Origin of the sequence: Desulfosarcina variabilis str. Montpellier, from assembly GCF_048565275.1 — a bacterium.
GTDB lineage: Bacteria > Desulfobacterota > Desulfobacteria > Desulfobacterales > Desulfosarcinaceae > Desulfosarcina > Desulfosarcina variabilis.
The window spans coordinates 432,145-455,070 of record NZ_CP159846.1 but is presented as its reverse complement, the minus strand read 5'-3'; the positions used below and the strand labels follow the sequence as shown (position 1 = coordinate 455,070).

The 22,926-nt window shown below is 55.7% G+C and carries 20 protein-coding genes; 2 read left to right on the top strand and 18 right to left on the bottom strand.

From position 1 onward, the window contains the following. Positions 1–205: 205 nt before the first annotated feature. The 6 genes from Dvar_RS02080 to Dvar_RS02055 form a co-directional block, all read right to left on the bottom strand. A complete protein-coding gene (locus Dvar_RS02080) occupies positions 206–1,591 on the bottom strand; it encodes an MBL fold metallo-hydrolase (RefSeq protein WP_419660070.1) in 1,386 nt (461 codons plus the stop codon). 517 nt (positions 1,592–2,108) lie between these two features. Further along, positions 2,109–2,831: a thioredoxin-dependent peroxiredoxin gene (gene prxU, locus Dvar_RS02075; RefSeq protein ID WP_419660069.1), complete on the bottom strand. Its 723-nt coding sequence runs from the start codon at positions 2,829–2,831 to the stop codon at positions 2,109–2,111. Positions 2,832–3,211: 380 nt separating this feature from the next. After that, positions 3,212–5,290, bottom strand: coding sequence for a tetrathionate reductase family octaheme c-type cytochrome (locus tag Dvar_RS02070; RefSeq protein WP_419660068.1), 2,079 nt, complete (start codon positions 5,288–5,290; stop codon positions 3,212–3,214). Next, entirely contained in the window at positions 5,287–6,492 is a 1,206-nt protein-coding gene (gene nrfD, locus Dvar_RS02065) for an NrfD/PsrC family molybdoenzyme membrane anchor subunit (protein ID WP_419660067.1), read from the bottom strand. The genes Dvar_RS02070 and nrfD overlap by 4 nt, the downstream gene beginning before the upstream one ends. Further along, positions 6,489–7,412 (bottom strand): hydrogenase 2 operon protein HybA, encoded by a 924-nt coding sequence (gene hybA, locus Dvar_RS02060; protein ID WP_419660066.1) that lies wholly within the window; start codon positions 7,410–7,412, stop codon positions 6,489–6,491. The genes nrfD and hybA overlap by 4 nt, the downstream gene beginning before the upstream one ends. Positions 7,413–7,569: 157 nt before the next feature. After that, a complete protein-coding gene (locus tag Dvar_RS02055; protein WP_419660065.1) occupies positions 7,570–7,755 on the bottom strand; it encodes a hypothetical protein in 186 nt (61 codons plus the stop codon). A gap of 377 nt (positions 7,756–8,132) precedes the next feature. Here Dvar_RS02055 and Dvar_RS02050 point away from each other — a divergent pair, with 377 nt between their 5' ends. Next, complete coding sequence (locus Dvar_RS02050; protein WP_419660064.1) at positions 8,133–9,527, top strand: sigma-54 interaction domain-containing protein; 1,395 nt, start codon at positions 8,133–8,135, stop codon at positions 9,525–9,527. Here the strand turns inward: Dvar_RS02050 and pnuC are convergent. The 9 genes from pnuC to Dvar_RS02005 form a co-directional block, all read right to left on the bottom strand. Then, positions 9,499–10,212, bottom strand: coding sequence for a nicotinamide riboside transporter PnuC (gene pnuC, locus Dvar_RS02045; protein ID WP_419660063.1), 714 nt, complete (start codon positions 10,210–10,212; stop codon positions 9,499–9,501). The genes Dvar_RS02050 and pnuC overlap by 29 nt on opposite strands. 124 nt (positions 10,213–10,336) lie before the next feature. After that, complete coding sequence (locus Dvar_RS02040) at positions 10,337–11,179, bottom strand: AAA family ATPase (protein WP_419660062.1); 843 nt, start codon at positions 11,177–11,179, stop codon at positions 10,337–10,339. Beyond that, on the bottom strand, positions 11,176–12,522 hold the full coding sequence (locus tag Dvar_RS02035; protein ID WP_419660061.1) for an AMP-binding protein: 1,347 nt from the start codon (positions 12,520–12,522) through the stop codon (positions 11,176–11,178). Before Dvar_RS02035 ends, Dvar_RS02040 begins: the two co-directional genes overlap by 4 nt. Further along, a complete protein-coding gene (locus Dvar_RS02030) occupies positions 12,523–13,110 on the bottom strand; it encodes a hypothetical protein (protein WP_419660060.1) in 588 nt (195 codons plus the stop codon). It abuts the gene before it with no gap. Then, the gene (locus Dvar_RS02025; RefSeq protein WP_419660059.1) at positions 13,107–14,879 is read right to left on the bottom strand and encodes a hypothetical protein; all 1,773 of its coding nucleotides are present in this window, start codon (positions 14,877–14,879) and stop codon (positions 13,107–13,109) included. The genes Dvar_RS02030 and Dvar_RS02025 overlap by 4 nt, the downstream gene beginning before the upstream one ends. Positions 14,880–14,893: 14 nt before the next feature. Then, on the bottom strand, positions 14,894–15,883 hold the full coding sequence (locus tag Dvar_RS02020; RefSeq protein WP_419660058.1) for a hypothetical protein: 990 nt from the start codon (positions 15,881–15,883) through the stop codon (positions 14,894–14,896). Further along, entirely contained in the window at positions 15,871–17,463 is a 1,593-nt protein-coding gene (locus Dvar_RS02015; protein WP_419660057.1) for an AAA family ATPase, read from the bottom strand. Before Dvar_RS02015 ends, Dvar_RS02020 begins: the two co-directional genes overlap by 13 nt. Before the next feature lie 220 nt (positions 17,464–17,683). Further along, positions 17,684–18,082, bottom strand: coding sequence for an NINE protein (locus tag Dvar_RS02010; RefSeq protein WP_419660056.1), 399 nt, complete (start codon positions 18,080–18,082; stop codon positions 17,684–17,686). A gap of 21 nt (positions 18,083–18,103) precedes the next feature. Further along, the gene (locus Dvar_RS02005) at positions 18,104–18,787 is read right to left on the bottom strand and encodes a hypothetical protein (RefSeq protein WP_419660055.1); all 684 of its coding nucleotides are present in this window, start codon (positions 18,785–18,787) and stop codon (positions 18,104–18,106) included. Between the two features lie 335 nt (positions 18,788–19,122). On the opposite strand from Dvar_RS02005, the gene Dvar_RS02000 reads away from it, so the two are divergent. After that, positions 19,123–20,835: an ABC-ATPase domain-containing protein gene (locus tag Dvar_RS02000; RefSeq protein WP_419660054.1), complete on the top strand. Its 1,713-nt coding sequence runs from the start codon at positions 19,123–19,125 to the stop codon at positions 20,833–20,835. Between the two features lie 35 nt (positions 20,836–20,870). Here Dvar_RS02000 and yedF read toward each other — a convergent pair whose 3' ends face one another. The 3 genes from yedF to Dvar_RS01985 are packed head-to-tail and all read right to left on the bottom strand — an operon-like array spanning position 20,871 to position 22,873. After that, the gene (gene yedF, locus Dvar_RS01995) at positions 20,871–21,470 is read right to left on the bottom strand and encodes a sulfurtransferase-like selenium metabolism protein YedF (RefSeq protein WP_419660053.1); all 600 of its coding nucleotides are present in this window, start codon (positions 21,468–21,470) and stop codon (positions 20,871–20,873) included. A gap of 46 nt (positions 21,471–21,516) precedes the next feature. Further along, entirely contained in the window at positions 21,517–22,584 is a 1,068-nt protein-coding gene (selD, locus tag Dvar_RS01990; RefSeq protein ID WP_419660052.1) for a selenide, water dikinase SelD, read from the bottom strand. A gap of 58 nt (positions 22,585–22,642) precedes the next feature. Continuing rightward, the gene (locus tag Dvar_RS01985) at positions 22,643–22,873 is read right to left on the bottom strand and encodes a hypothetical protein (protein WP_419660051.1); all 231 of its coding nucleotides are present in this window, start codon (positions 22,871–22,873) and stop codon (positions 22,643–22,645) included. Positions 22,874–22,926: the final 53 nt, after the last annotated feature.

Sequence of the window (22,926 nt, the reverse complement as noted above, 5' to 3'; positions counted from 1 at the left end):
AAGGCGCAAGGGCGGCTAAATCCGCCCCTGCTCCCTGAAAAATTTGGAGGAAAATCAAGTTCAAAGAAAGGATTTGAATAACCCGCATAGCCCCGCAAACGGCCTTGGAAAACGGCTCAAAATGCTCACATAGTGTGTATATGATCCGCATTCGAGCCGTTTTCCGCATTGTTATTGGGCCTAATGCGGATTTTTTAAACGACCTTTAGGCGGCAACCAACTGATACCCAGCGTTGGACCAGGCGAAAATACCGCCGGCCAAGGATTTGGCCTTCGAGAACCCGGCCTGGCGCAGGATGCTGGCACCGATATTGGAACGGTAGCCGCTACCGCATTGCAGCACCATTTCTTCGTCTTTTTCCGCTTCCGGCAATTTACCGGCAAGGATATCCGACAGGGGCAGATGCTCGGCCCATTTGATTCGGCTGTCATTCCATTCCGCCGGTGTGCGCACATCGATGACGCGGAGATTGCTGCTCTCCAACCGTTCGGATAATTGCTGGGGTGAAATCTGCTCCAGTTGATCCACGGGCCGACCACTCATCAGCCAGGCCATGATGCCGCCGGAAAGATAGCCGAAGATCAGGTCGTAGCCAATGCGATGCAGTTCGGTGACCATGCGATCATAATCTTCTCGGTCATCCACCACCAGAAGAATTTCCGAGTTGGGATCCACCACCATACCAACCCAGTTGGCCAGCTGTTTTTCAAACCCGATGTTGATGCTGCCCGGGATATGAAAGCCGCCGAAGGCCGCTGAATCGCGGGCATCGATGACGATGGCGCCGTCGTTCATCATCTCTTCAAACTGCTTGGGGGTCAGGCTTTTATCCATGGGACAGGCATCCAGGGTGGCCGCCCCCTTGATATTGGTTTGAATGATGTGAGAAAAACTCTTGGGCCGCACGGGAAACGCCGACATCACATCCTTCTTAAAAGCCTCGAACGATTCAAATCGCAGCATGGGGTTGGCCCGCCGCTCATAGCCAAGGGTGGAGCTTTTTTTGGCACTCATTCCCCGCCCGCAAAGCGAGCCCTCCCCGTGCGCCGGAAATACTTCCAGATGATCCGGGTAGTCGGCCAGCTTGACATATAGACTTTTGTACAGATTCTTCACCTGTTCATCCAGAATCTCCGCCCCCGGCAGGTCGGGACGTCCGATGTCACCGACAAAAAGCAGATCACCGGTTAGCAGCATCTCGGGCTCTTCCGAGCGCGCCTTGTCGGTCACCAGCAGGGAGATGGAGTTGGGGGTGTGACCCGGCGTGTGCAGAACTTCGATTTTGGCGGCGCCGAGTTCGAAAACATCGCCTTCCTTGAGATCCTTGTGCTTGTATTCCACCGGCGCGCTTTCGTGGATATAGATGTCTGCACCCGTGGCCAACCGCAGTTCCTGGTCACCGCTCACATGATCGGCATGCACGTGGGTGTTGATGATATGGGTGATCTGCATGCCCTCCTCACGGGCAATCTCCAGATAGTCCTGGACATCACGCTTGGGATCAATTACGGCCATGGCCTTGGCCCGCGGACAGCCAATGGCATACGAGAGACAGCCTAAACCGGGAACGGCGATTTGATTGAAATACATATTCATCTCCTTTTTTACAAACATGGGTGAGAAGGCTATGGCCCCCGACCAGCGCAATTGATATTCTTGGCCAGGAAATCCGTGAGCCCCGACTAAATTGAGCATTTTGATTGTTGATGGTAATGAAGAGCGGAATACAGAAAAAATGTTACGTAATTTTTAATTGTCAAAAAAAAAGTGACCCTTTGGAATTGCCGGTCTTACCGCACCCGTGGCGTTGAGATGGCTTTTTCACCCCCAATGTTGCATACCCTTGGGGTCACTCGGGTGACCCTGGTGAAAAAGCCATCCTGCATCTTGCGGCAAGCCCGACAATCGCTCAATTTACCCCCATTGATGCAAAAAAAGGTTGGGGTCCAAAGTGAAATTCGGTTAGAGCCTGTTTGAGAAGTCTGGATCAGGTCCGATAACAAGGCGGAAAGTGGCTCAATTGCTGCGCATATATGTAATATGTGAGCATTTTGAGACACGTTCCAACGCCGTTAGCGGGCCTTAGACGGATTTATCAAACAGGCTCTTAGTCGAAGGCCATACTTGTCTTCCACTCCTTCCAGACGTTACCCACCAGATCCGGCCCCGGCTTGAGGGTCTTTTTGCCGGGCCGCCACCCGGACGGCGTGGCCTCGGCCCCTTTGGTCTTGCGGATCAGCTGGAAGGCCTGGATCTGCCGCAGGGTCTCGTTGACATTACGTCCCACCGGCGGTGTCAGTACCTCGAACCCCTGCACCACACCATCCGGATCAATGAGAAAGCGCCCCCGGTTTTCCACGCCGGCAGCCTCGTTGAAGACACCAAACAATCTGCCGACCTTGCCACCGGCATCGGACAGCATGGGGAAAGGCACGCCACCATCAACCATTTTGGAAAGCTCATGATCATCCCACATTTTGTGAACAAACATGCTGTCAATACTCATGGAGAGAACTTCCACCCCCAGTTTCTGGAACTCAGAATATTTTTCGGCGACCGCCGAAATTTCAGTGGCTCAGACAAAGGTGAAATCACCGGGATAAAAGCATAGCACCACCCATTTCCCCAGATATTCCGAAAGCTTGACGTTGATAAATTTGCCTTTTTGGTAACCCGGGGCCACAAAGTCCGGGGCTTTTTCGCCGACATGAATCATGCTCATTTCCTCCTTGACGGGTGCAATGGTTGCTTTTTCAGGGGTTTCTGGTACTTCTTCACCGACGGGTCCGCCGGTGGGCCGGGCACACCCGACCTCTACTTCTTCAGCCATGACACGCTCCTTTCGTTGATGGTTTGAAAAGCCGATGTTTTCACATAGGCAAAAAGGAAATATCTGTTATCTGCGGAAATTGATTTTCCATAAGAAGGGACAAATCCCCTTCCAACGCATTGTTTTACGTGTAACACCGTCACCTTGGGTCGGTTTCAAGATAGTGGATAACTTATTTTAATTTAAGCAAATGAAAGCTATCTGTCAAACCGATAATTATATTTTTACATTAAAAAAACGATCTGGATAGATCTCATCAATACTGTTTACGCAAGCTGGCGATGAATGCGTGAATCGACTGAATAGCACCCCCGGCCACCCATTATTCCGCTACACGGGGAAAATGGGTGGACCGGGACGCTGTGGCCAAATTCAATTGTTTATTTGTGAGCCTTGTACCCCATGGGCAGCTTTTTGAAGCGCCCCCCGTAAATAATGGGATCGCCCTTGTATCCCAAGGCCTTGAAGTCGATGTAGTCCGTGGTGCCGACCAGATGGCTCACATCGCGGCCTTTGGATGCCATGTAGGAAAAATCGGTTCCCTTGTGGGCAATGGACTTGAAATCCACATCGCGGTTGTCCTGATGGCAACGGTTGCAGGTACGCTCACCTTTGAGGCTTTCGTGGCACTGCACGCAGGAAAGGGCCATGTCGGCCGGCATGACCTCATGCTCGACCCCCCAGTACATGTTGGTGGTGATCCACTCATACTGACCCGAGTATTTCATGCCTTTGGCCTGCATGCCGGCGGAAAAGGATTTCTGCCAGTCGCGATGCTTCCAATAGGCGGTTTTATCTTCCTTGTTTTTGGGAAACAGATGGGGCACCAGCAGATAATCATAGCTGGCATCCACGGCCTGCACCCCCTTCATGATCTTGAAGGGCGATATCTTGGAATTGGGATCGTTAATGGACCCCACCGGTTCGGTGATATTGATTTCGGCCTGGGTGCGGTCCAGCGTATCACCGAGCAGGATCCGTTTCATGAATCCGCCGTACCAGGCATACACGGGTTTGGCCGACTCTTTCCAGATGAACTCGCCTTTCTTCCAGTTGTAGTCGCCCATGCCGTACTTGTCTTTTTGGGGCTTGCGGTTTTTATCCCCGGCCTTGGACCAGTCCCAGAACACTTTGGTGGGTTTGCACTTGGCGTAGACCGGCGCATGGCAAGTGGTACAGGCGATGTTGTTGCTGTGTTTGTTCAGGTGATGGTCCAACAGATCATCCCCATAGTGAGGCGTATCCGAATGGCAGCCCGTACAGGACATGTCGCCCTCCACCACGGGAACCGAGGAACTGCGCCCGGCAATCTTGTGGTTGCGCGTCCGATGGCACTCACTGCACTGGAAATCGTACCCGCCCATGTGCACGTCGCAATTACGCTCGGGTTTGAGCAGTTGGCGGGAGAGATCAGCGTGTTTGACCGCCTCGCCCCCACCCCCGTTGAAGTGACAGTCCCCGCAACTCTTGCGGGAGGTGGAGCCAACGCTCTTGGCCACAGCCACCAGGTCCACGGACGGATCGGGCATGCCGGCCGCCGTGGGCGTTTTTTTATAGGTGCCGGTGGTATCATGGCACACCAAACAGTCGATTTTGGTCATATCGGTAAAATCAAAGGTATCGTCTTTCCATCCATAGCCGGCGTGGCAACTTGTGCAACGAGCCTCGTTGCTGGTGATGCTGATTCAGAAGTTGTTGGTGGCAATGGTGGCTTTACCGAGATTGACCGCCTTTCTGTGATCCAGGGTGTACGGCGACGGTCCCTTCCAAAGCCAATGGGCGGACTTGAGCATGTCTTCGCCGGCGGCCTGATGACAGCGCAGGCATTCGGCCGTCACCTGGGATGGCTCGGGTTTGCCCGCCAGCTTGATATTGTCCTTGTGATCGGGAACGTTTTTCCTGTGGCATCCCGCACAGTCGATGGGGCCTTTGTCCATGCCCCGATGGCAGCCCATGCACTGCTGGTGATAGGCGGCCTTGAGCCCCAGCCGTTCGGGATGATCCTTCTGAAAAGGCTGTTGATGGCAGGCCGAGCAGCGCACGGTTTCGGATGCCGCCTCGTCCAGGGGGCGGTAGTGGTGACACAGGGCGCAGTCCTTGATCACCACGGCATGTTTGGCGTGCATGAAACGCACCGGGCCGTAATGGTCCTCGGTCTTTTGGATAATCGGGCTGTCCAGCAAAAAGTAGCTTTCCGATTGGTCCTTTACGCTAAGGCCCTGATCCCGAAGCCGCTGCTGCCGGCACAGCCGGCATTCATCACGCACGGCTTCAACAAAAGGCACCACCTCGGCGGCCCGTTTCTTGGCCGCTTCCTGATCCGGGGCGATCCACTGGGTCGCTGCTTCCGGTTGCGGTTTTTCCTCAGGCGGTGCAGCAGCCCCGGCCGGAAGGCTGCAACAAAGCCCGGCCAGAACGGCAATAAACAATAGTCGATGAACCGGTCCTCTTACGCTCATGCACGCACCTCCTGTTCCGGTTTGTTTAACACGGGTAAATGGGTGACGAGAAATCGGTAAATAAACATCAGCGCGGCGATCAGCCCCACAGTGACCAATATCTCACCGATGGCCGGAAAGTAGTTGGCCTCGCTGATCGGCGGACGATACCCGACAACAAACACATTCAGGCGATTGATCAGCACGCCAATGACAATCATCGTACAGGCGATGAACAGCCAGCGCCGTGAGCTGCGCACCTTGGGTGAAAGCAGCATCAGCCAGGGTACGATCACCCCCAGCAGCAATTCGACGAGAAACGCGTTGGTCTGGGCGGTGCCATCGAAAAGGTAAACGTAGGTGCCGCGAACCACCATATCCCCAACCTTGAGGGCCAGATAGAGCCCCAAGAGGAAAATGGTGATGCGTGTTAGTGGTGTCAGCACCGTCATCTCCGAATCAAGTTTCAGCGATGTGGTGGCCAGGGTGGCTTCGAATACCACCATGGGATAGCCCACGGCAATGGCCGAGGTGAGGAACAATAGCGGCAGGATGGGCGTGTACCAGAGCGGATGCAGTTTGGTGGGCGCAATAAGCATCAAAGAGCCCAGGCTGGACTGGTGCATGCACGAGAGCACCACGCCGGCAATAATGAAAAGCCACATGATTTTGGGTAGCACCGCATCGGCCAGGCGCAGCAGGCCCTCCACCGGCGCGTTCAACCCACCCAGGAAACCGGGCAGATTGACGCGTCCCTTGAAGCGCTCCACCACAATGGGTAAAAACTCGATGTACAGCACATTGAGGTAAAACATCACACACATGGCTACCTCGAACAGCACCGACGTGGGATTCCAGTGGAGCATGGGTTTCCAGATGGCCCAGCTGCGGCCGATATCCACAAGCAGCCCCAGGACCACAAAGGTGTATCCCAGCATGGCGGTCAAAAGGGCCGGCCGGACAACGGCCTCGTAATAGTGGCGACCGATGATGTGGGCCAGAAAAGCGGTGGTAAACCCGCCGGCGGCCAGGGCCACACCGGAGGCGACATCCACACCGATCCACAGTCCCCAGGGCCTCGCGGTGGTCAGATTGGAAACATAGCCAATACCGCCGATGAACCGGGCAATGATCGCCGCTGCACCAGCCGCCATGAGAACGGCCAGAACAACGACGCCGGGAGTCCAGAATTTTATCTTGACAGGCGCTGCCTGATGGCTCATCGCTCACCTCCTTGCTTGCCGTTATCGGCGCGATCGCCCTTATCCTTGGACGCCCACATCACCCCGCCGAGCATGCCGAAGAGCACGATGGGCGACCACAGATAACTGAACAGGCTGTGCTGAATGGTTTCCGCCAGCCGGGGCATGGGCGTTTCCGGCAATTTATTGAAGCCCAGTTTTTCGAAAGGAACACTGGAAATATACATCCAGCTGGTGCCGCCGACTTCTTTTTCGCCGTACACATGATCGATGTAACGGCCGGGATTCTTCTCGATGCGCCGGTGGGCCTCGGCCAGAATATCGCTGCGCCGGCCAAAGGTGATGGCTTCCACCGGGCAGATTTCCGCGCACCCGGGCAGTTTGTTTTCCGACTGCACGCGCTCGTAGCAGAAGGTGCACTTCATCACCCGCGGAGTAATGGGATCATGATACTCGTAGGCCGGAATTTCGAACGGGCAAGCTACCATACAGTACCGGCAGCCGATGCATTTGGTCACATCGTAATGCACCGCACCGTTTTCCTTTTTGGTCAGGGCACCCACGATACAAGCCGATGCGCAGGCCGGATCCTGGCAGTGCATGCACTGCAGCTTGACAAAGGTGGGCACCAGCTGGTCGCGCTCGTCGATCAACCCGGATATGTAACGATTGATCACGGTGTAGGTTCGCTCGTCAGGACGACGCTTGCGATCCAGCACGGTGTAGTCTTCGAAGCTGGTTACAGGTTCCGGCAAAGCATTGACCCGGTTGCAGGCCTCCTCGCACTTACGGCAACCAATGCAGCGGGTCAGATCCACCAGGCAGCCCACGGAATCGGACGGTGCCCTGGACTGCCAGGCATGGGCGGATCGACCGGATCCCGCCACGGCAGCCCCGGCGGCAGTCAGCGTTTTGAAAAAATCACGTCTGTTTAGCCCCATACGGCCCTCCTCAAATAAAATTAACGGCTCATCCGTACTTCATATTATTTCACCCTGATCTGAGCGATTATCGAGCTTGCCGAGAGGTACTTTGAAACGCTCAGTTTTGGTTCGCGTTAATCCGAAAACAGGCTAACGGCTTATTTCCAGACGGGCATTATTTTGGATCGTCGATTGCTTCACTTCCGCTCGCGCATCTTTCTTTTTTTACTTCAATACACAGATCATCACCGGACGCCCGGGTGGTCACTCCCACGTCCGTCCGATGATGTAAAAGCTGCAGTAAATTGGTCATCACATCCGCATCTTTTAGAAAAGCAATGATGCGATCGCCGGGTTTCATTTCACAAACGGCTTGGTTAAATTTAAGGATACTAATCGGCCACGGTATATCCTCGAGGTTGATGTGACGACGCCGGCCCACGGTGCCCCTTTACCTCCGGTCGATTGGTTCCGGTCCGATCCTTTGGGAGTATTCTTTACATGAGGCGCGGACCTGTTTTCCCTGATAAAAGATCAACAAAAACCATGCCACCCCCCATAGAAATCACAACGGTCAATAACCATATGGTTTTGTATTTATTTTTTAAATTTTACGTGTAATTTGATAAAAGCAGTGTTTAAATAGTGTTTAAACATATGTTAAAAATATTATCATCTGTTTAAACAGAACCCAGCACCCCTTGGCACTGTTATAAAATGGACAAAAGGAAGTGGTTCATGCAAATCAAAGACATCAATCGACACTGGGAACGGGTGATCAACACCATGAGTGAGGCACTGCTGATTATCAGTAAAGAAGGCCGCATTCTATCTGTCAACCATTCTTTTGAAGAGATGACCGGATATACTGCCGATGAGGTATTCGGCAGGCCGTGCACGCTGATGGAATGCGAAGCCTGTGAAATGGCCATCAATAATGATAGCGGCGGATGGTGCAAACTGTTCGAGCCCGACCAGCCGGAGATGCGCCGCTGCCGCTGCAGCATCAAAAAAAAGGACGGCACCTTTCTACCGGCCCTGAAAAACGCCTCGGTGTTGCGGGACGATGACGGCACCGTGCTGGGAGCAGTGGAAACGCTGACCGATTTGAGCGAGGTGGACCGCCTGGACCGCAAAGTGGAAATCCTCTCCCGGCAATTGGACGAAAACAGCGGTTTCGGCGGGCTTGTCGGCGGCAGTGACGCCATGAAAATGGTCTATGCCATCATCGATAAGGCGGCTCACAGTGACGCCCCGATCATTATATTTGGTGAAAGCGGCACCGGCAAGGAGCTGGTGGCCCGGGCCATTCACGAAAGAGGCAAGCGGCAATCCGCCCCTTATGTGCAGCTCAACTGTGCGGCCTTGAATGAATCCCTTTTGGAAAGCGAATTGTTCGGCCACGTGCGTGGGTCGTTTACCGGCGCCTTCCGGGACCGCACCGGACGCTTCGAAGCCGCCAACGGCGGCGATCTTTTTCTGGATGAAATCGGCGACATCCCCCTTTCCATCCAGATCAAGCTGCTGCGGGTCCTGGAGACCCGTCAGTTCGAGCGCGTTGGAGAAAACACCCCCATCTCGGTGGATGTGCGCATCATCACGGCCACCAACCGCAACCTGCTGGAACTGATCGACCAGAAGCGCTTTCGCGAGGATCTGTACTTTCGCATCAACGTGATCCCCATCCATCTGCCGCCGGTGCGTGAGCGTAAGGAAGATATTCCGCTTTTGGTCAATACATTTATCGACCGCCTGGAACTGCGCACGGGCAAGTCGATCCGGGGATTGACCCGCCAGGCATTGAACCGTTTCATGAAATACCACTGGCCCGGAAACGTGCGGGAGATGAAAAGCGCCCTGGAATACGCATTTACCGTGGCTGACAAGGATGCCATCGACATCGATCACCTGCCCCCGCACATGCTGCAGTCGGATCGATCACCGGCCATCGCCGTTGATCCGCCGACCATTGCCATAACAGGCAATGACCAGCGCCGGCAGCTCATCGACGCCCTGCGGGCCACCGGCGGCAACCAGAGCCAGGCCGCCCGCCTGTTGGGCATCAACCGGGTGACGGTCTGGAACCGCATGCGCAAATACGGAATCAATCTGAAGCGGAAGATTGGGGGATAATCGTTTGGGGACAACCCATGCGCGGCTGTGTTTTCCAGTGCCACAAGCCCTTGATGGCCAGTCCCAAAAGAAGCACGTACAAGACTGAGATGAACCGGACGTTTTTCATATAGTAAAGCCAAATGCCGATCAGATCGACGATGATCCAGTAAATCCAGCTTTCGGTTTTCTTTCGGGCCATGAGAAACATGGCCGTAAAGCTCATCAGGGTGGTCAGGGTATCGATAAACGGATAGGCGGCCGCTTCCGGAAAAACCGCCGGAAAATAAAGGTGCACCTTTTCCATGAACAAACCGCCGGCGGTGGAGGCGATCAGCGTACCGGCGGCCCACCCCGCCATGGTGCCGGGGCTGCTGAAACCGACGGAGACGACTTTTTCCGCCCCTATTTTCTCTTCCCGCTTCCAGAACCACCAGCCGTAAATGCAGGCCCCAAGATAGTAGATCTGCTCCAGAGCATCGGCGTAGAGCCGGATCTGGTAGAACAAAAAGAAAAACAACACCACCGAGACGATGCCCGAAGGCCAGGTGAGCATGTTCCTTTTGGCGATCAGCCAGACGGACAGCAGATAAAACAACGTTCCGATCAGTTCGATCCAGCTCATGGGATAGCCGGGAAAAGTAACAGCGATCGTGTCGGTGTCCACAAAGGCGCGCAGAATTTCCATCAGGGTCAAGTCAGTCACCAATCACCTTCCGCACCCGCAGGATTCTCTCCTCCAGGCTGCCGGATAATACGTAAAAGGGAATCTCCCGCTGTTTCAGATCGTCAATAATCGCCTGTTGGAAGGCCTTGCGCTGCCCATCGCCCTAGCGATCCCAGGTATCCTCATAGGCGATGTCCGTATCACAGAGAAAAACGGTGTGGTAACGGTGAGCCGCCTGCCGGGCCAGGGCTTCCAAAGGCTCGTCGGCCGATCCATGGTAGTAACGGGCAAACATTACTGTGGCCAGGACATTGGTGTCGGTAAACAAAAAGCAGTTGGCCTCCAGCAGTTTCCGGTTTTCAAGATCAAGGTGGGTCCGGGCCAGCGTCAGCAGTTGCGCCTGGGAAAGACGCCGCTTGTGTTGATGCTTTTCCCAGTACTCGCGCCCGTATTCCGGCATCCACACGGTATCGTAGCATTGGGCAAGGGCCTCTGCCAGAGTGGTCTTGCCGGTGCACGGCGCCCCAAGGAACACAATGTTTTTGATCAGATCCCGGTAAACCAGCGGATCGAGAAAATGGCGATACTGGTAGGGTGACTCTCTGATCAGGGTACCGGACACCGGAACCGTCCGGCGCTGCGGGTCGACCTGCCGGTCAACGGCGCCAAGGGCCCGGCTGATGTGCCCGCCGTAGAACTCGCTGGAGTAAAAATGGGTGATGCCGGAGATCTTCAGGCGGCTCAGCAGATAATCCTCATGCAGGGCCCGGATGGCCGGTGTATCCCCCACCACCTGGGGGCCGTCCGGCGCTTCGATCACGCGTACACCGGGGTAGATCGAGCGAATCCACCCGGCCCGGGTGGCAAGCGGAACGTCAGTCACATCACTGGCATTGTAAACAATGACGACCACCGCGTCCATTTCGGCCAGGGCGGTTTCGATCACGTGCTGGTGCCCTTTATGAAACGGTGCGTATTTGCCAAGCGTGAGCCCGGTTTTTCTCACCTTGGCCCCTTCAGGTCACTGGAATAGGTCGTCGGTTTACAGACGCCTTGGGGAAGGCTGAGTTTTTGGCTGACCGTCAATGGAAGCGATGCGCCGAACCGTTTTTTCAGTTGTTCTTTTATTTCAGCGGTCTTCTGCGCTCTTCCATACAGGCAAAGACTCAGGCTGCCGTCACGGTGCTGATGAAGCGTGAAAGCGGCCAGGCTGAATTCGGCCAGGGCCCGGGAAATATCGACGCTGTTGATGAAGCGCCCGTTCTCGTCCCTGAAAATCACCGGCCGGCGGCCTTCAAGATCTTTTAACAGCATGCGCTCGCCGTCATGGACGAGCCGGCAGGTATCTCCGGTACGATAACGGATCAGATGGAGAAACGGATTGTTGCCGCCGGTCAGGGTCAGCTCCCCTGGCTCACCCGGGGCAACCGGAACATCTCGATCGGGCGCCAGCACTTCGAGGAACAGGTCGTGGCGGATCAACTGGTGACCGGCAGGGGTGGCAAAGGCGATCATCCGGCATTCGGTCAGCGAGTAGACATCGACGACCGGGCAGGCAAAACAGGCTTCCAGTTCGCATTTGAGCCCTGTTGATAGGGCAATGGCCGATGAGACCAGGGCCTTTGGGGAGATGGCCGGTTTCAGGGCCAACAGCTTCTGGAAGGCAAAAGGATCGCCGGTGAGAATCTGCGGGTTTACCGCCTCGAGGAATCGATTCCGGTGGGAAGGATCCCGCCAGTCGGCCGGATTCAGGTTCAGCTTGAGGATTCCCGCGCCGTCCAGGTAGGCCGACAGCGAGGCATAGGTCAGGGTCTCTTGCTGGGCGCAGATCAGGGCAATGGCCGCCTGATCTGCGCCACGCTCAAGGGTCACGCCAAACTGGTGCAACACCCATTCAAGCTGAGGCAGATAGCAGGCCTGAGTAATACGGTCGAAGAGAACATCCAGGGGCGGCCCTGTGGTACCGGAAGTGCTGTAGACCAGAAGATCCTCGGCCGGGCAGTCATCGGCCACATAATTCCACGGTGCGATCCTCAGATCCTCACGCCCTATGGAAGGGTTTTCCGTGATCCGGTCCGATCGACCACGAAAGGCCGGAACCGCTTCTGCACAGCGGGCCAGGTAGGCGGCCAACCAATGTGGCGTTTCACCGGGCGGCCAGGCTTTGGGCCGGCTGGTGATGGCCCCATGATAGCGGCGCACGGCCTGGACGTCATCTTTTGTCAGCCGGTCGCCGCTTTTGAAATTGAAGATCGGTGCAAAGTCATGCTGGCGCAAGGCGTTCAGATACGCCAGGTCCTGGATGGCCGGAAAGCGACGCACGTCGGACAGCACGGCTGCGGGTTTCACTTATTCCCTCCCGTAGACATTGGCGGCTTCACGGGCCGCTTTTTCCTTCATTTGTCGACGGATTTCTTTCATGCGATGGTAGGCAGCGGCAGTTTTCGAAAGCACCTTGTTCCGTTTCAGGGTGCTGACCGACTCAAAGCGTTCGGCTGCCTGTTTTTTAGTCTCTCCCAAAGGCACCAGCTTGCAGGCGGCCAGGGCCAGGCGACAGAACTCCTCGCGCCGTTCCATGTCGCGCACCCAGAGCGCGGGTTGAACATGCTCACTGATGCTCTCCAACACCTCACTTAAAAAATAGACGATTTTTGGAATCAGGTTTTTTCTGCCGCGGAACCAAGCATGCGAGAAAAACCAGCATCCTATTTGAGCGGCCAGAAGATGGTCCGGGTTGGGCGGCAAGGTAAAATGGACCTGTTTTTCAGCAGCACCTGAAAGCGGTTCATGGCCCACCATGCGCAGGGCATCCCGGCAAAGGGCCGCAGTATCGATCTCACCTGTTTCTCCCATGCGCGGCATCATCTGAAACTCGAAGGGGCACGCACCCAGGTGGTGCATCAAATCCGTCAGATCCGGGCTGTCGGTGTTTTTCATGGCCGTTGATCCTCGATACCATAATGGCTCTTCGCAAAGGCCGCGGCAAAGGCCAGGAGTTCTTCCTCGTCGGCCACACAGTGGGTTCGCCACCCCATGTCTTGCAGTTGTTTACGCTCTTTCTCACGCCAGTCAGACTGTGAGTGCAGCGCGATCGTTCCGCCCCCACGGGCATGGGTCAACGCCTGTTCGGCGATATCCCATCCCAGGCGACCGTCTTCGGCATTCGCACCGAGCATCGAAAAGATGTCATCATCGGTAATGATCATGATATGCGTTTTTTTCTCCCGCTCGTCCGTAAAGTCGGTCTCAAGCCGGGAAATGCCAAAGGCGTACCCCGTCCCCAGGTAATCGGTCAGCACCGCGAGAACCTCGTTTTCCGTATTGACGAAGCCGTTTGTCTCCATGTAGCTTCCCGGTTCACCGGAAAGCACGGCCTTGACCGAGGCGCCGGCCCGCAATGCCGACAAGCCCACCACGGCGCCGGCCAGCACCGGCCATGATAGATGCTGCGCCGGGTTGACCATGGAGCCCGAACAGTCGATGCCCACATACAAATCCAGCGGGGTGGGATCATCGCTGGAATCATCGGCGGTGCCGTACACCCGTTTGCGGGTGGTGTAGCCGGGAATGATCTGGGGCGAGACCAGGGCCGATTCCAGGTAATCCAATTCCTCCATGGGATCACCGTTTTCCCAGCTGTCCGTGCCTTCAGGAAGCAGTTCTGCAAAAGGCCGATGATCATCGGTGGGAAAAGGCACCAGGTGCGGCAGGGCCAGTTCCCGGTAATAAAGGATGATCAACGTTTTTGCATCGGCCAGGGGATCGACCTGCTGCATCAGATCGATGTAGACACCCGGATTGCGGTAGCGCTGTTTGACTTCGACATCGCCATTTGCATCGGGAAGCCGGTTTGCCGCTGCTGCCTTGCCGGCTTTTTTGTCCTGCAAGCCGGCTTTTCCCAGGGCTTCGAGCCGCGGGTCCACGATTTCCCCCAGTTCGGCCTCATCCATGCGCGCCAGCCCGGAGATCCCTGCCCCGCCCGCACCGCATTCTGTGGCGTCCGCCAGCAGAACAATCGATTGACGGGCGGCGGTGAAATCAGCATCCTCCAGCAGATAGGGGTAGAGCAAGGCAGCATAGCGCCCGGCCCCGTCAAGCCAGTGCCTTGCGTAACTGCGGATCAGGGAAGCGCCCAGGGACGCATCGGCATCCATTTCCTCACTGCAATTGGCCTTGCCAATCAGCCAACCTTTTTCCAGACGCCAGAGATGCTCATAGCAGCGCAGCATCCAGGTCCAGACCGGTGATGGCGTGATGCCGCTGCCGAGTTTTTTGAATACGGCGGCCATGTCCAGCCCCTTGTCCTGGTGCAGATGATGGTTGATGAGTTGATCGGCATAAAGATTGGCGACCAGCGGAGCCCGGTCTTCGATGCCGGCCAGGCCCCAGCGCATCCTTGCCAGCAGGCGGGCATTGTCATGCAGATTGGCCGGAATATACACGTGGTGACCGATTTCATGGGCCAGAATCTGGAGACCGAACGCGTTGACCTGGTTTTGATCCACCTGGGACAGATCAATGACCACCAGATGATCGGTCAGCCGGATCATGGCAAAGGATCCCGAAAGCCCTTCTTTTCGGGCCGCATCTTCCGTCTGGCACCAGATGGGTTCCCGCAGCTTGATGTAGGTGTTCCAGAGCTCCAGCGCCTGGGGCCAGGCAGATCGCCAGTCGGAATGCAGCGTTTTGGTGGTGCGTTGTTGCATGAGAACTCCGGATTTCATGGGCACTGGTACACATACAAAAAATGAGACGATGCCCGGGTCAGCATCAGGGTATGGTTGCCGGCGGCAACAGAGTGGATATCATCCATAAAGCCGGGCAGCAAAAGTCCGCTGTCCGATATCTCCCGCCGCATGGCCCGATGGTCGCAGGCGGCCTGCCGGCTGATATCCAACGGCTGGACCGCAGCCTGCCGGCGAACCGAAACGCCAAAAGCATCGGCGAATACGACGCAGCAGCTCAGGCCGTCCGTGGCAACAAAGTGCTCATCCACACGCGCCACGGTCGGTGGCCTGAAAAACGGTCCCCCGAATCCTCTGAAGCCGCCGGCCCGGTATCGCAACACCGGCGCACCCACCGCTTTTTGTTGTCCGGGAAGCTGCCAGGGATGGCTTGCCAAAGCCTTGACCAATTCTTCCGATGATGCCACCCTCAATACGTTCCGGATCACCGCCGGGGGAAGTGCTTCCAGCGCGGACAAGGCCCTGCGCCTGAGATAGGCCAGACCGGCTTTCCAGGCGCACAGACGCCCGGCATTGAGCAGTTGATCGGCGGTGGTGCAAAGCGGAAGGGCTGTTTGCATGGCTTCCAGCCAGCGGCCGGCCGCCTCAGGATCATCGGCCAGAATGGTGGTCATAGCCTTGGCCATGGCGCGGATGATGGTTTCCGGCCGGTCGCCGGTCGATCGGCCGGCAAGGGCAGCCATGGTCAGCACCGGATGGTAATACCACCCCCATGTCTGCAGCCGGTGGGCGCCGGCCAGATCCAGAATCGTCTCATACAGGTCGTCGAAGGTTCGCTCGGCCAGCGATGCATCGTCATTGCCAAGGGATTGCATCACCGGCTGTATGGTTTTGACCACCCATGTTTTGACCACCTCGCCATCCAAGGCCGGGTAGCGGATCGAATAGGCGGCAAAAAGACGGTTGCAGGCCTCGCGTTTGCGGGCCAGCAGACCGATCAGCGGCTCAAATGTCAGCTTTTCCATAACAGCCACCGGTGGTAGTTGGCGTAGCGCTGGTGGTAGTATTTGAGTTTGAGAATATCATCGGCCATGTGGCCGTAGAGTTTGCCGCTTCCGGCCCATTCGTTCAGAATCGCTTCAATGCGCACCATTTTCTGCTCTACCTCACCGGCGGCAAGCCCATCCAGACCTTTTTCGAAATCGCTATCAAAGGGCGCCAGGGGATCGGCTTCATCCAGATTGAGCCGTTCATACTCTCCGCAGGAAAGATCGAACAGATGGCGCAGCCACGAAATGCGGTCCACCCGAAAGGCCCCGCAGCCGGGCTGGTCGAAAAACTCCGATTCCAGGTGGGGCGACAGGGTGTCGTGAAGCACAAAGGGCAGAATCTGACGCACGTCTTCCAGCTCTACCAACGGCGCACCTCTGAAATAGGCCAGGGCTTTGGAGAAAACCAGCACCGTCATGAGCTTGCGGACCGACAGGCCGTTTCGAGTCTGGGTGCCCAGATCGCGCACCCGGTCCTTGCCGGTTTCCTGGCGGGCCAGGTTTCTGAAATCCAGGCCGGACAGTTTGGCCGTGTCCTTGGTCATGTACTCGAGGGTGGTGGAGGCTGGCTCGAAAAATTCGAAATGGCGGCAGAAAAATTCCAGCCGGCTTCTCACCGGCCGGGGCAGTTCGATATCGAGGATGCGGCGCTGGACGGCGCTGATCTCCTCATCCGTAAAGATAATCTCTTCGGGCACCATGCGTTCCGGACGAAAGCGATGCTCGATGCGGCGCTGAAGGTCGCCCAGAAAACGGGTGTTGAAATGCAGGGCCCGGATGACGATGTCGATGCGATCGCGCAGGGCCTCGATTACCTGATAGGTACCGCCCCCGCCATCGTCGTTGGCCGTGAGAAACCAGGCCGATTCCGGACATTCGTAAACCTGGTCCAGAATTTCCGCGTAGTTGTCCGCCAGCACGGTCAACAGCGCAGACTGGGTGCGCGTGGGGATGCGGTTGTACTCGTCGATGATCTTGACCCGCATCTCCAGCCAGCGCCGCCAGGCGATGCGGATGTCGCGCGTGCTTTCGGCCTTGACCATGTCCGCCGGCAGCGGATGGCCCAATAGATCGGCAATGGTCATCTGGGGCTGTCCGTGCTGGATGGCCCGCTTGACGTCGGTCAGGTCGTAGCCGGCGATCAGCCCCATCAAAATGGCCGTGGCGGTTTTGCCCCGGCCCGGCCCGCCGACAATCAGGCAGCGCCGGCGCACGGCCAGATTCAAAAGCGGCAGCAGCACAAAACTGGAATAACTCTGTCCGGTGGGAAGGGTCACCCGGGCATTGCTGTCACCAAAGGTGAATGAGCTCGGTGCCTGATCGTTGTATTCAATGTCGTAAAAGGGGCTGATGATGGCCGTATTGGTAATCCAGAAATAGGCCTGGCGCAGCTTTTCGTCCAGCCCGGTTTGGGTGGTTTCTCCTGCCCCAACCCCATCGTCGTACAGGTCGCCGATATCGAAACGGTTTTTCGTTTTCTGCGGTTGCTTCGGATTGGTGGGCGCTTCCGGCACCCGTTGAAACATCTGCATGTTTTTTGCAATGGTGTTTTTCATGGATACCTGTCCATTAGGGGATCAATCTGAAGCGCGGGATTGCAGCAATTGTAATTATGCTATGTCAAACTTTCCGATTACAAGCACCGCTTCGCTGAGCACGAGCACGACGGGCATTGGCGTCTTTCGTGCTCGTGCGCGTAATCGTAATCGATCATCATTTTTTACTATGGATCGATGAAATTCCCGCTGAACACCTCCAAAATTACAATTGCTGGACTTAGGTTGCCCGATTGACTTCCGAGACCTGACCGTTGAGCGTCCAGAAATCATACAACACGCCAATACCGAAAATGCCGCCGGAAATCAGGTAAATGAACCCGGAAAGCCATTTTCCCATGTAGAATCGATGAATCCCCAAAAGCCCCAGAAAGGTGAGCAGAATCCAGGCCACGGTGTAATCAAGCTTGCCTTCGCGGTATTTGAAATCCGCCTCTAGGTCCATGCCCGGAATGAGAAACAAGTCGATGATCCAGCCGACAAACAAAAGCCCCAATGTGAAAAACCAAATGGTTCCGCTGACGGGTTTGCCGTAATAAAACCGGTGCGCGCCCATGAAACCGAAAATCCACAGGATGTAACCGATTGTTTTTGAATGGGTGTCTCTGGGTTGATGCATTGACTATCCTTTGTTGATGTTTTATTTGGTACATACACATTCCTCAAGGGAATTGCAGTAACCGCCCATATATCCAGACGCTTTGCAGTTGTTGCTGCAGATCGGTTTGTGGCAGACCTTACCGCCGAACTGCGGATTGGTGCATTTTACACCATGCAAAATCTGGGACAACTGACATGCTTTCTTGATGTTACTCTGGGGCATTGCATACCCCATGACCGTTACGCTGCAGAACATTGTGTTTGAACCGTCGATAATCGCCTTTACCCCACCGATCAGCGCAACGTTGTTCTTGGTACACGAGTACACGAAGCTGGATGCATTGACATCGTACCACTCAAGCTTCGGGTTCATGCAGCCGGTCTGGGAAACGATATTACCATACCAGTTTGTTACTCCATTCAGGTCACATGAATATCCCGCAGGCAACACGCCGCCGATGATCGAGGCACTGGTGTAATCATCCTCAACATATAGATTTGACGCCTCCCCCAAGGGAACATACCGAAAAGACGGGGGAATGTAGGTAAAACACGCTTGGTGCCGGCCGGTCAGGACACCAACGGAAACCCAGTTGTCCGGCACGGTGTTGGGATTCTGGACGCCGCACTGCTGGAGTTCGTCGCCCAGCTGTTCGGCCGGCCCGGCAAATAGTGCTTGTGCTGCCAGTACGGTAAGAAACACAACGTAGATAAGAACTCTCATGATCTCTCCGTGCTTGAATGGGTTGGTATCCGGCAATCAAAAAAATATCAGCAATACGCCGGCAAAACGCAAGCGAAAAATCGACAACTGCGTTCGCTCGCCCAAGCTTCAGCCGCCATGTCAGTTGATTCTCCGCAAAAAATATTGGGCTGGAAGACATCGGTGAGATGGTTTACAATAATTTTTTTATAGCATTCAAAATAATGTTTTTGGGCTGCTTTATCGGTCGTCGCGGTATTGGTTATACAGCCTCCTCTCTCTGGCCTTGCCGAAAACATTATCTTAAATACTATAGAATCGTTCCCACCAAACGACAATTTTTCAGGAAACGCAATATGCCACCGGCAAACGATCTTCAAAAAACACTGACATCCTTAGACGGCCGGGATTACGGCAACTACCAGCGCATCCTGGGCCATTATGATTTTGAGTGCTTCAGCCTTAAAATTCAGCAGATCCCAAAGGACCCGTACGCCCCGCCGCACACCGGGATCTACCGCGTTCAGGCCCGTCGCGATGATCGCCGCATTATTAAGCTTCCCACCGACTCCAAGACCCAGCGCATCGCCTGCGCCGATTACCTGGCCCGGCGCTTTTTCGATGCCAGCCGACGGATTTGCGGCAAACGTCAGGGCACCGGTTTTGGCGGGATCATCACCATCGATGAACCGGGCCAGGCCATTCTTGAGCGAAGCAGTGTCGTCATCACCGATGAGATGGCGGAAATTCGCTGCTTCGTGGGCCTTCCCGCCGACGGCAGACGCATTCTGGCGGACATCGCCACGCACATGCTGCTGCAGGCACTCCCGGAAATCGCAGGCCAAACACTGCTTGACCGGCAGGCCGATTACCAGGCCCTGCACCGGCACGTTGCGGCGGCCGAAGATGCCGAGTTTTTGCGCAGCAGCCTGGACGCACTCGGTTTGGTCGCCTTTATTGCCAACGACTCGATTCTTCCGCGCGAAAGCGGTACCAGCGACAAACCCATGGATGCAGCAGCCGCGGTTCCCTTTCTGGCGCCGTCCAGCCTCACCCACGAACTCACCCTGCCCCATGCCGGAGCGATCAACGGCATGGGCATTCCCAAGGGCATCACCCTGATTACCGGTGGTGGTTACCATGGCAAGTCAACACTGCTTAGCGCGATTGAAACCGGCATCTACAATCACATTCCCGGTGACGGCCGGGAGCGCTGCGTGTCCAATGCAATGTCCGTAAAAGTCCGTGCTTACAGTGGCCGGCCGGTGACAGGCACCGATATTTCTGCGTTTATCCAAAACCTGCCTCTGCAAAAAGACACTACATCCTTTTACAGCACCAACGCCAGCGGCAGTACTTCCCAGGCAGCGACGATTATGGAGGCCATCGAGTCGGGGGCCGAGGCCCTGTTCATGGATGAGGACACCTGCGCGGCGAATTTCATCGTCCGTGACCAGAAAATGCAGCAGTTGGTGAAAAAGGACGACGAGCCGATCACCCCGTTTATCGACCGGGTACGCAACCTGTTTGATGAGAAAAACATTTCCACGGTGCTGGTGCTGGGGGGTGTGGGAGATTATTTTGATGTGGCCGATCATGTGATTCAGGTTAAAAACTATCAACCCATGGATGTGACGGATAAGGCGCACGCCATTGCCGATCAGTTTCCGGGCAAGCGCCGTAACGAAGGCACCCCTTATCCCTTTAAAATCCAGACACGCATTCCAGTGGCCGACAGCCTCGATCCCTTGAACGAGTATGGCAAGGTGAGAATCATTGCCCGGGATGTTCATCGTCTGACCTATGGCCGTCAAGAGATCGATCTCACCGATCTGGAACAACTCATGGAGCTTTCCCAGACCAAGGCCATCGGCATGGCCATGGAATATGCGAAGGTCTACATGGACGGCAACACTCCGCTGCCGGAAATTGTCAAACGGGTCATCACGGACATTGAGGAGAGCGGACTGGATGTGATCAGCCGCCGTATTTCCGGCCATTTCGCACGGTTTCGGGGAATCGAGCTGGCCTTTGCCGTCAATCGGCTGCGGGGATTGGAAATGATATGAACGGTAGGGGCGACCCGCCGGTCGCCCCTGGCATCCTAAATGTTGATCACCTTATCAGCAAGCTGCATGGAGGTAACAACATCAAGCATGTTGGTGGTCTGGCCGACCTTTTTTTGCTCGAGCAAGTTGAAGTGGTCCAGACAGGTGCCGCAGACCAGGATGGTCAGGCCGCCGTCCTCCAGTTCCTTGAGGTCGTCAAGGGTCGCCGCACCATCGATGGTCAGCTTGACGCCGCTGTTGACTAACACCAGCCGCCACAACTCGTCGCCCATCTCCTTGAGGGTCTTGATAAAGTTAATCATCAATTTGCCGCCCAGTTCATCATCACCGCTACCCATACGATCGGCGGCCACCATGACCACGATTTTGACTGCATCGGTTTGCGGTGCTTTTGCTGCCGGTGCTTGTGCCGGAACCGGTTCGCCATCGCCGGTACCGACGACCATGAACAAATCGTCTTCCTGCTTGACTTCGGTCTGATATCCTTGCGAGTTCAAAAAGCGGCTGACATTCTGTTTGGCCGGTTCATTATCTACGATCACTTCGATTTGCTGGGGATGGTGCTGCTCCACGGCAGCTTTGGTCTCCAGAACCGGAGCCGGACAGGACAATCCTCTGGCGTCGATTTTTTCCACGTTAGATTCCTCTTATACCATTGAATTTCAATACAATTTTTATTTTTCAGGAAGCCGTCACCTGGATAATACCAGCCGGCGTCTCTACCACCTCTCCGATGACCACCGCATGGTCCACCCCTTCGTCCTGCAGATGCGTTACCAAGGCATCCGCAGATGCTGGATCAACGGCAATGCAAAGGCCCCCGGACGTCTGGGGATCGTAAAGGATATCCTGCATGGCCGGGTCTACGGCAGGGTCCATGTTGACCATGGACTCGCGAAAACTCCGGTTTTTGTGCGCACCACCCGGTACCAGTCCCATGGCGGCGAAATCCAGCGCGGTATCGATCACCGGCAAATGCTGGGCGAAGAGTTTTATTCCCAGGTCCGTGCCTTGCATCATCTCGGCCAAATGGCCGATCAATCCGAATCCGGTGATGTCGGTGCACCCGTGAACCGGATATTGGCGCATCACCATGGCGGCCGTGTGGTTGAGCATGGCCATGAGGACGGTCACCGTTTGCGTAATCGCTTCCGATGCCAGGTTGCCCTTGATGGCCGTGTTGATGATTCCCGTCCCCAGTGGTTTGGTCAATACCAGGCAATCCCCGGCCTTCAGTCCCTGCTTGGGGAGAATCTGTTGGGGATGGATGAATCCGGTCACCGAAAGCCCGTATTTGAGTTCATCATCCTCTACGCTGTGGCCGCCCAGAAGCACCGCGCCGGCCTCCCTGACCTTGTCGATGCCGCCCTGAATCACCTGTCGCAGGACGGAAAGATCCATGGTTTTCAAAGGGAACCCCACCAGATTCATGGCCGTTTTGGGCTCCCCGCCCATGGCGTAAACGTCACTCAGGGCGTTGGTGGCAGCAATCTGGCCGAACCAGTAGGGATCATCCACCACCGGCGTGAAAAAATCCACCGTTTGAATCAAAGCCAAATCCTCGGAGACTTTATACACCCCTGCATCATCGGCTCGGGATAGCCCCACAAGCACATTGGGATCGGTTGGAAAGTCCAACCCGCATAACGCCCGGTCCAGGTCCCCTGGAGGCAATTTGGAGGCTCAGCCTGCCCCTTTGACCGTTTCAGTCAAACGCAAAGGAGCTGGAGATGTTTTATTTTCAGTCATGTTGATCACTCCCAACCGTCCCCTTTAAGGACGGCTTGTAACTATTTGTGGATGAGCTCTAAAGATCCGCTTTGCGGATCACCGCATTCAGCTCGGCCATCAATTGCTCCAGATCCAGCCCGTAACGGTCGACAACCTGCTGCACGGTATCGAAAAGGGCCTGACAGCAGATACACTCCCCCGCCACGCTGTCCCACTGTTTGAAAATCGCTTCGGTTTCACGATAACGATGCACAATATCCAATACCGTCATTTGCGGTTCAATGCAAAGTGGCTCGTTTTCTGTCATCTCCCCTCCTTTTACGCTTAATAACGGACAATAATTTCATTCATTGGGCAAAT

Bases quoted from the DNA above. Each gene is read 5' to 3' on its own strand.
- Dvar_RS02080 (WP_419660070.1), bottom strand. From the start codon at position 1,591: ATGTATTTCAATCAAATCGCCGTTCCCGGTTTAGGCTGTCTCTCGTAT.
- nrfD (WP_419660067.1), bottom strand. From the start codon at position 6,492: ATGAGCCATCAGGCAGCGCCTGTCAAGATAAAATTCTGGACTCCCGGC.
- hybA (WP_419660066.1), bottom strand. From the start codon at position 7,412: ATGGGGCTAAACAGACGTGATTTTTTCAAAACGCTGACTGCCGCCGGG.
- Dvar_RS02055 (WP_419660065.1), bottom strand. From the start codon at position 7,755: ATGAAACCCGGCGATCGCATCATTGCTTTTCTAAAAGATGCGGATGTG.
- Dvar_RS02050 (WP_419660064.1), top strand. From the start codon at position 8,133: ATGCAAATCAAAGACATCAATCGACACTGGGAACGGGTGATCAACACC.
- Dvar_RS02030 (WP_419660060.1), bottom strand. From the start codon at position 13,110: ATGAAAAACACCGACAGCCCGGATCTGACGGATTTGATGCACCACCTG.
- Dvar_RS02025 (WP_419660059.1), bottom strand. From the start codon at position 14,879: ATGCAACAACGCACCACCAAAACGCTGCATTCCGACTGGCGATCTGCC.
- Dvar_RS02020 (WP_419660058.1), bottom strand. From the start codon at position 15,883: ATGGAAAAGCTGACATTTGAGCCGCTGATCGGTCTGCTGGCCCGCAAA.
- Dvar_RS02015 (WP_419660057.1), bottom strand. From the start codon at position 17,463: ATGAAAAACACCATTGCAAAAAACATGCAGATGTTTCAACGGGTGCCG.
- Dvar_RS02010 (WP_419660056.1), bottom strand. From the start codon at position 18,082: ATGCATCAACCCAGAGACACCCATTCAAAAACAATCGGTTACATCCTG.
- Dvar_RS02005 (WP_419660055.1), bottom strand. From the start codon at position 18,787: ATGAGAGTTCTTATCTACGTTGTGTTTCTTACCGTACTGGCAGCACAA.
- Dvar_RS02000 (WP_419660054.1), top strand. From the start codon at position 19,123: ATGCCACCGGCAAACGATCTTCAAAAAACACTGACATCCTTAGACGGC.
- Dvar_RS01985 (WP_419660051.1), bottom strand. From the start codon at position 22,873: ATGACAGAAAACGAGCCACTTTGCATTGAACCGCAAATGACGGTATTG.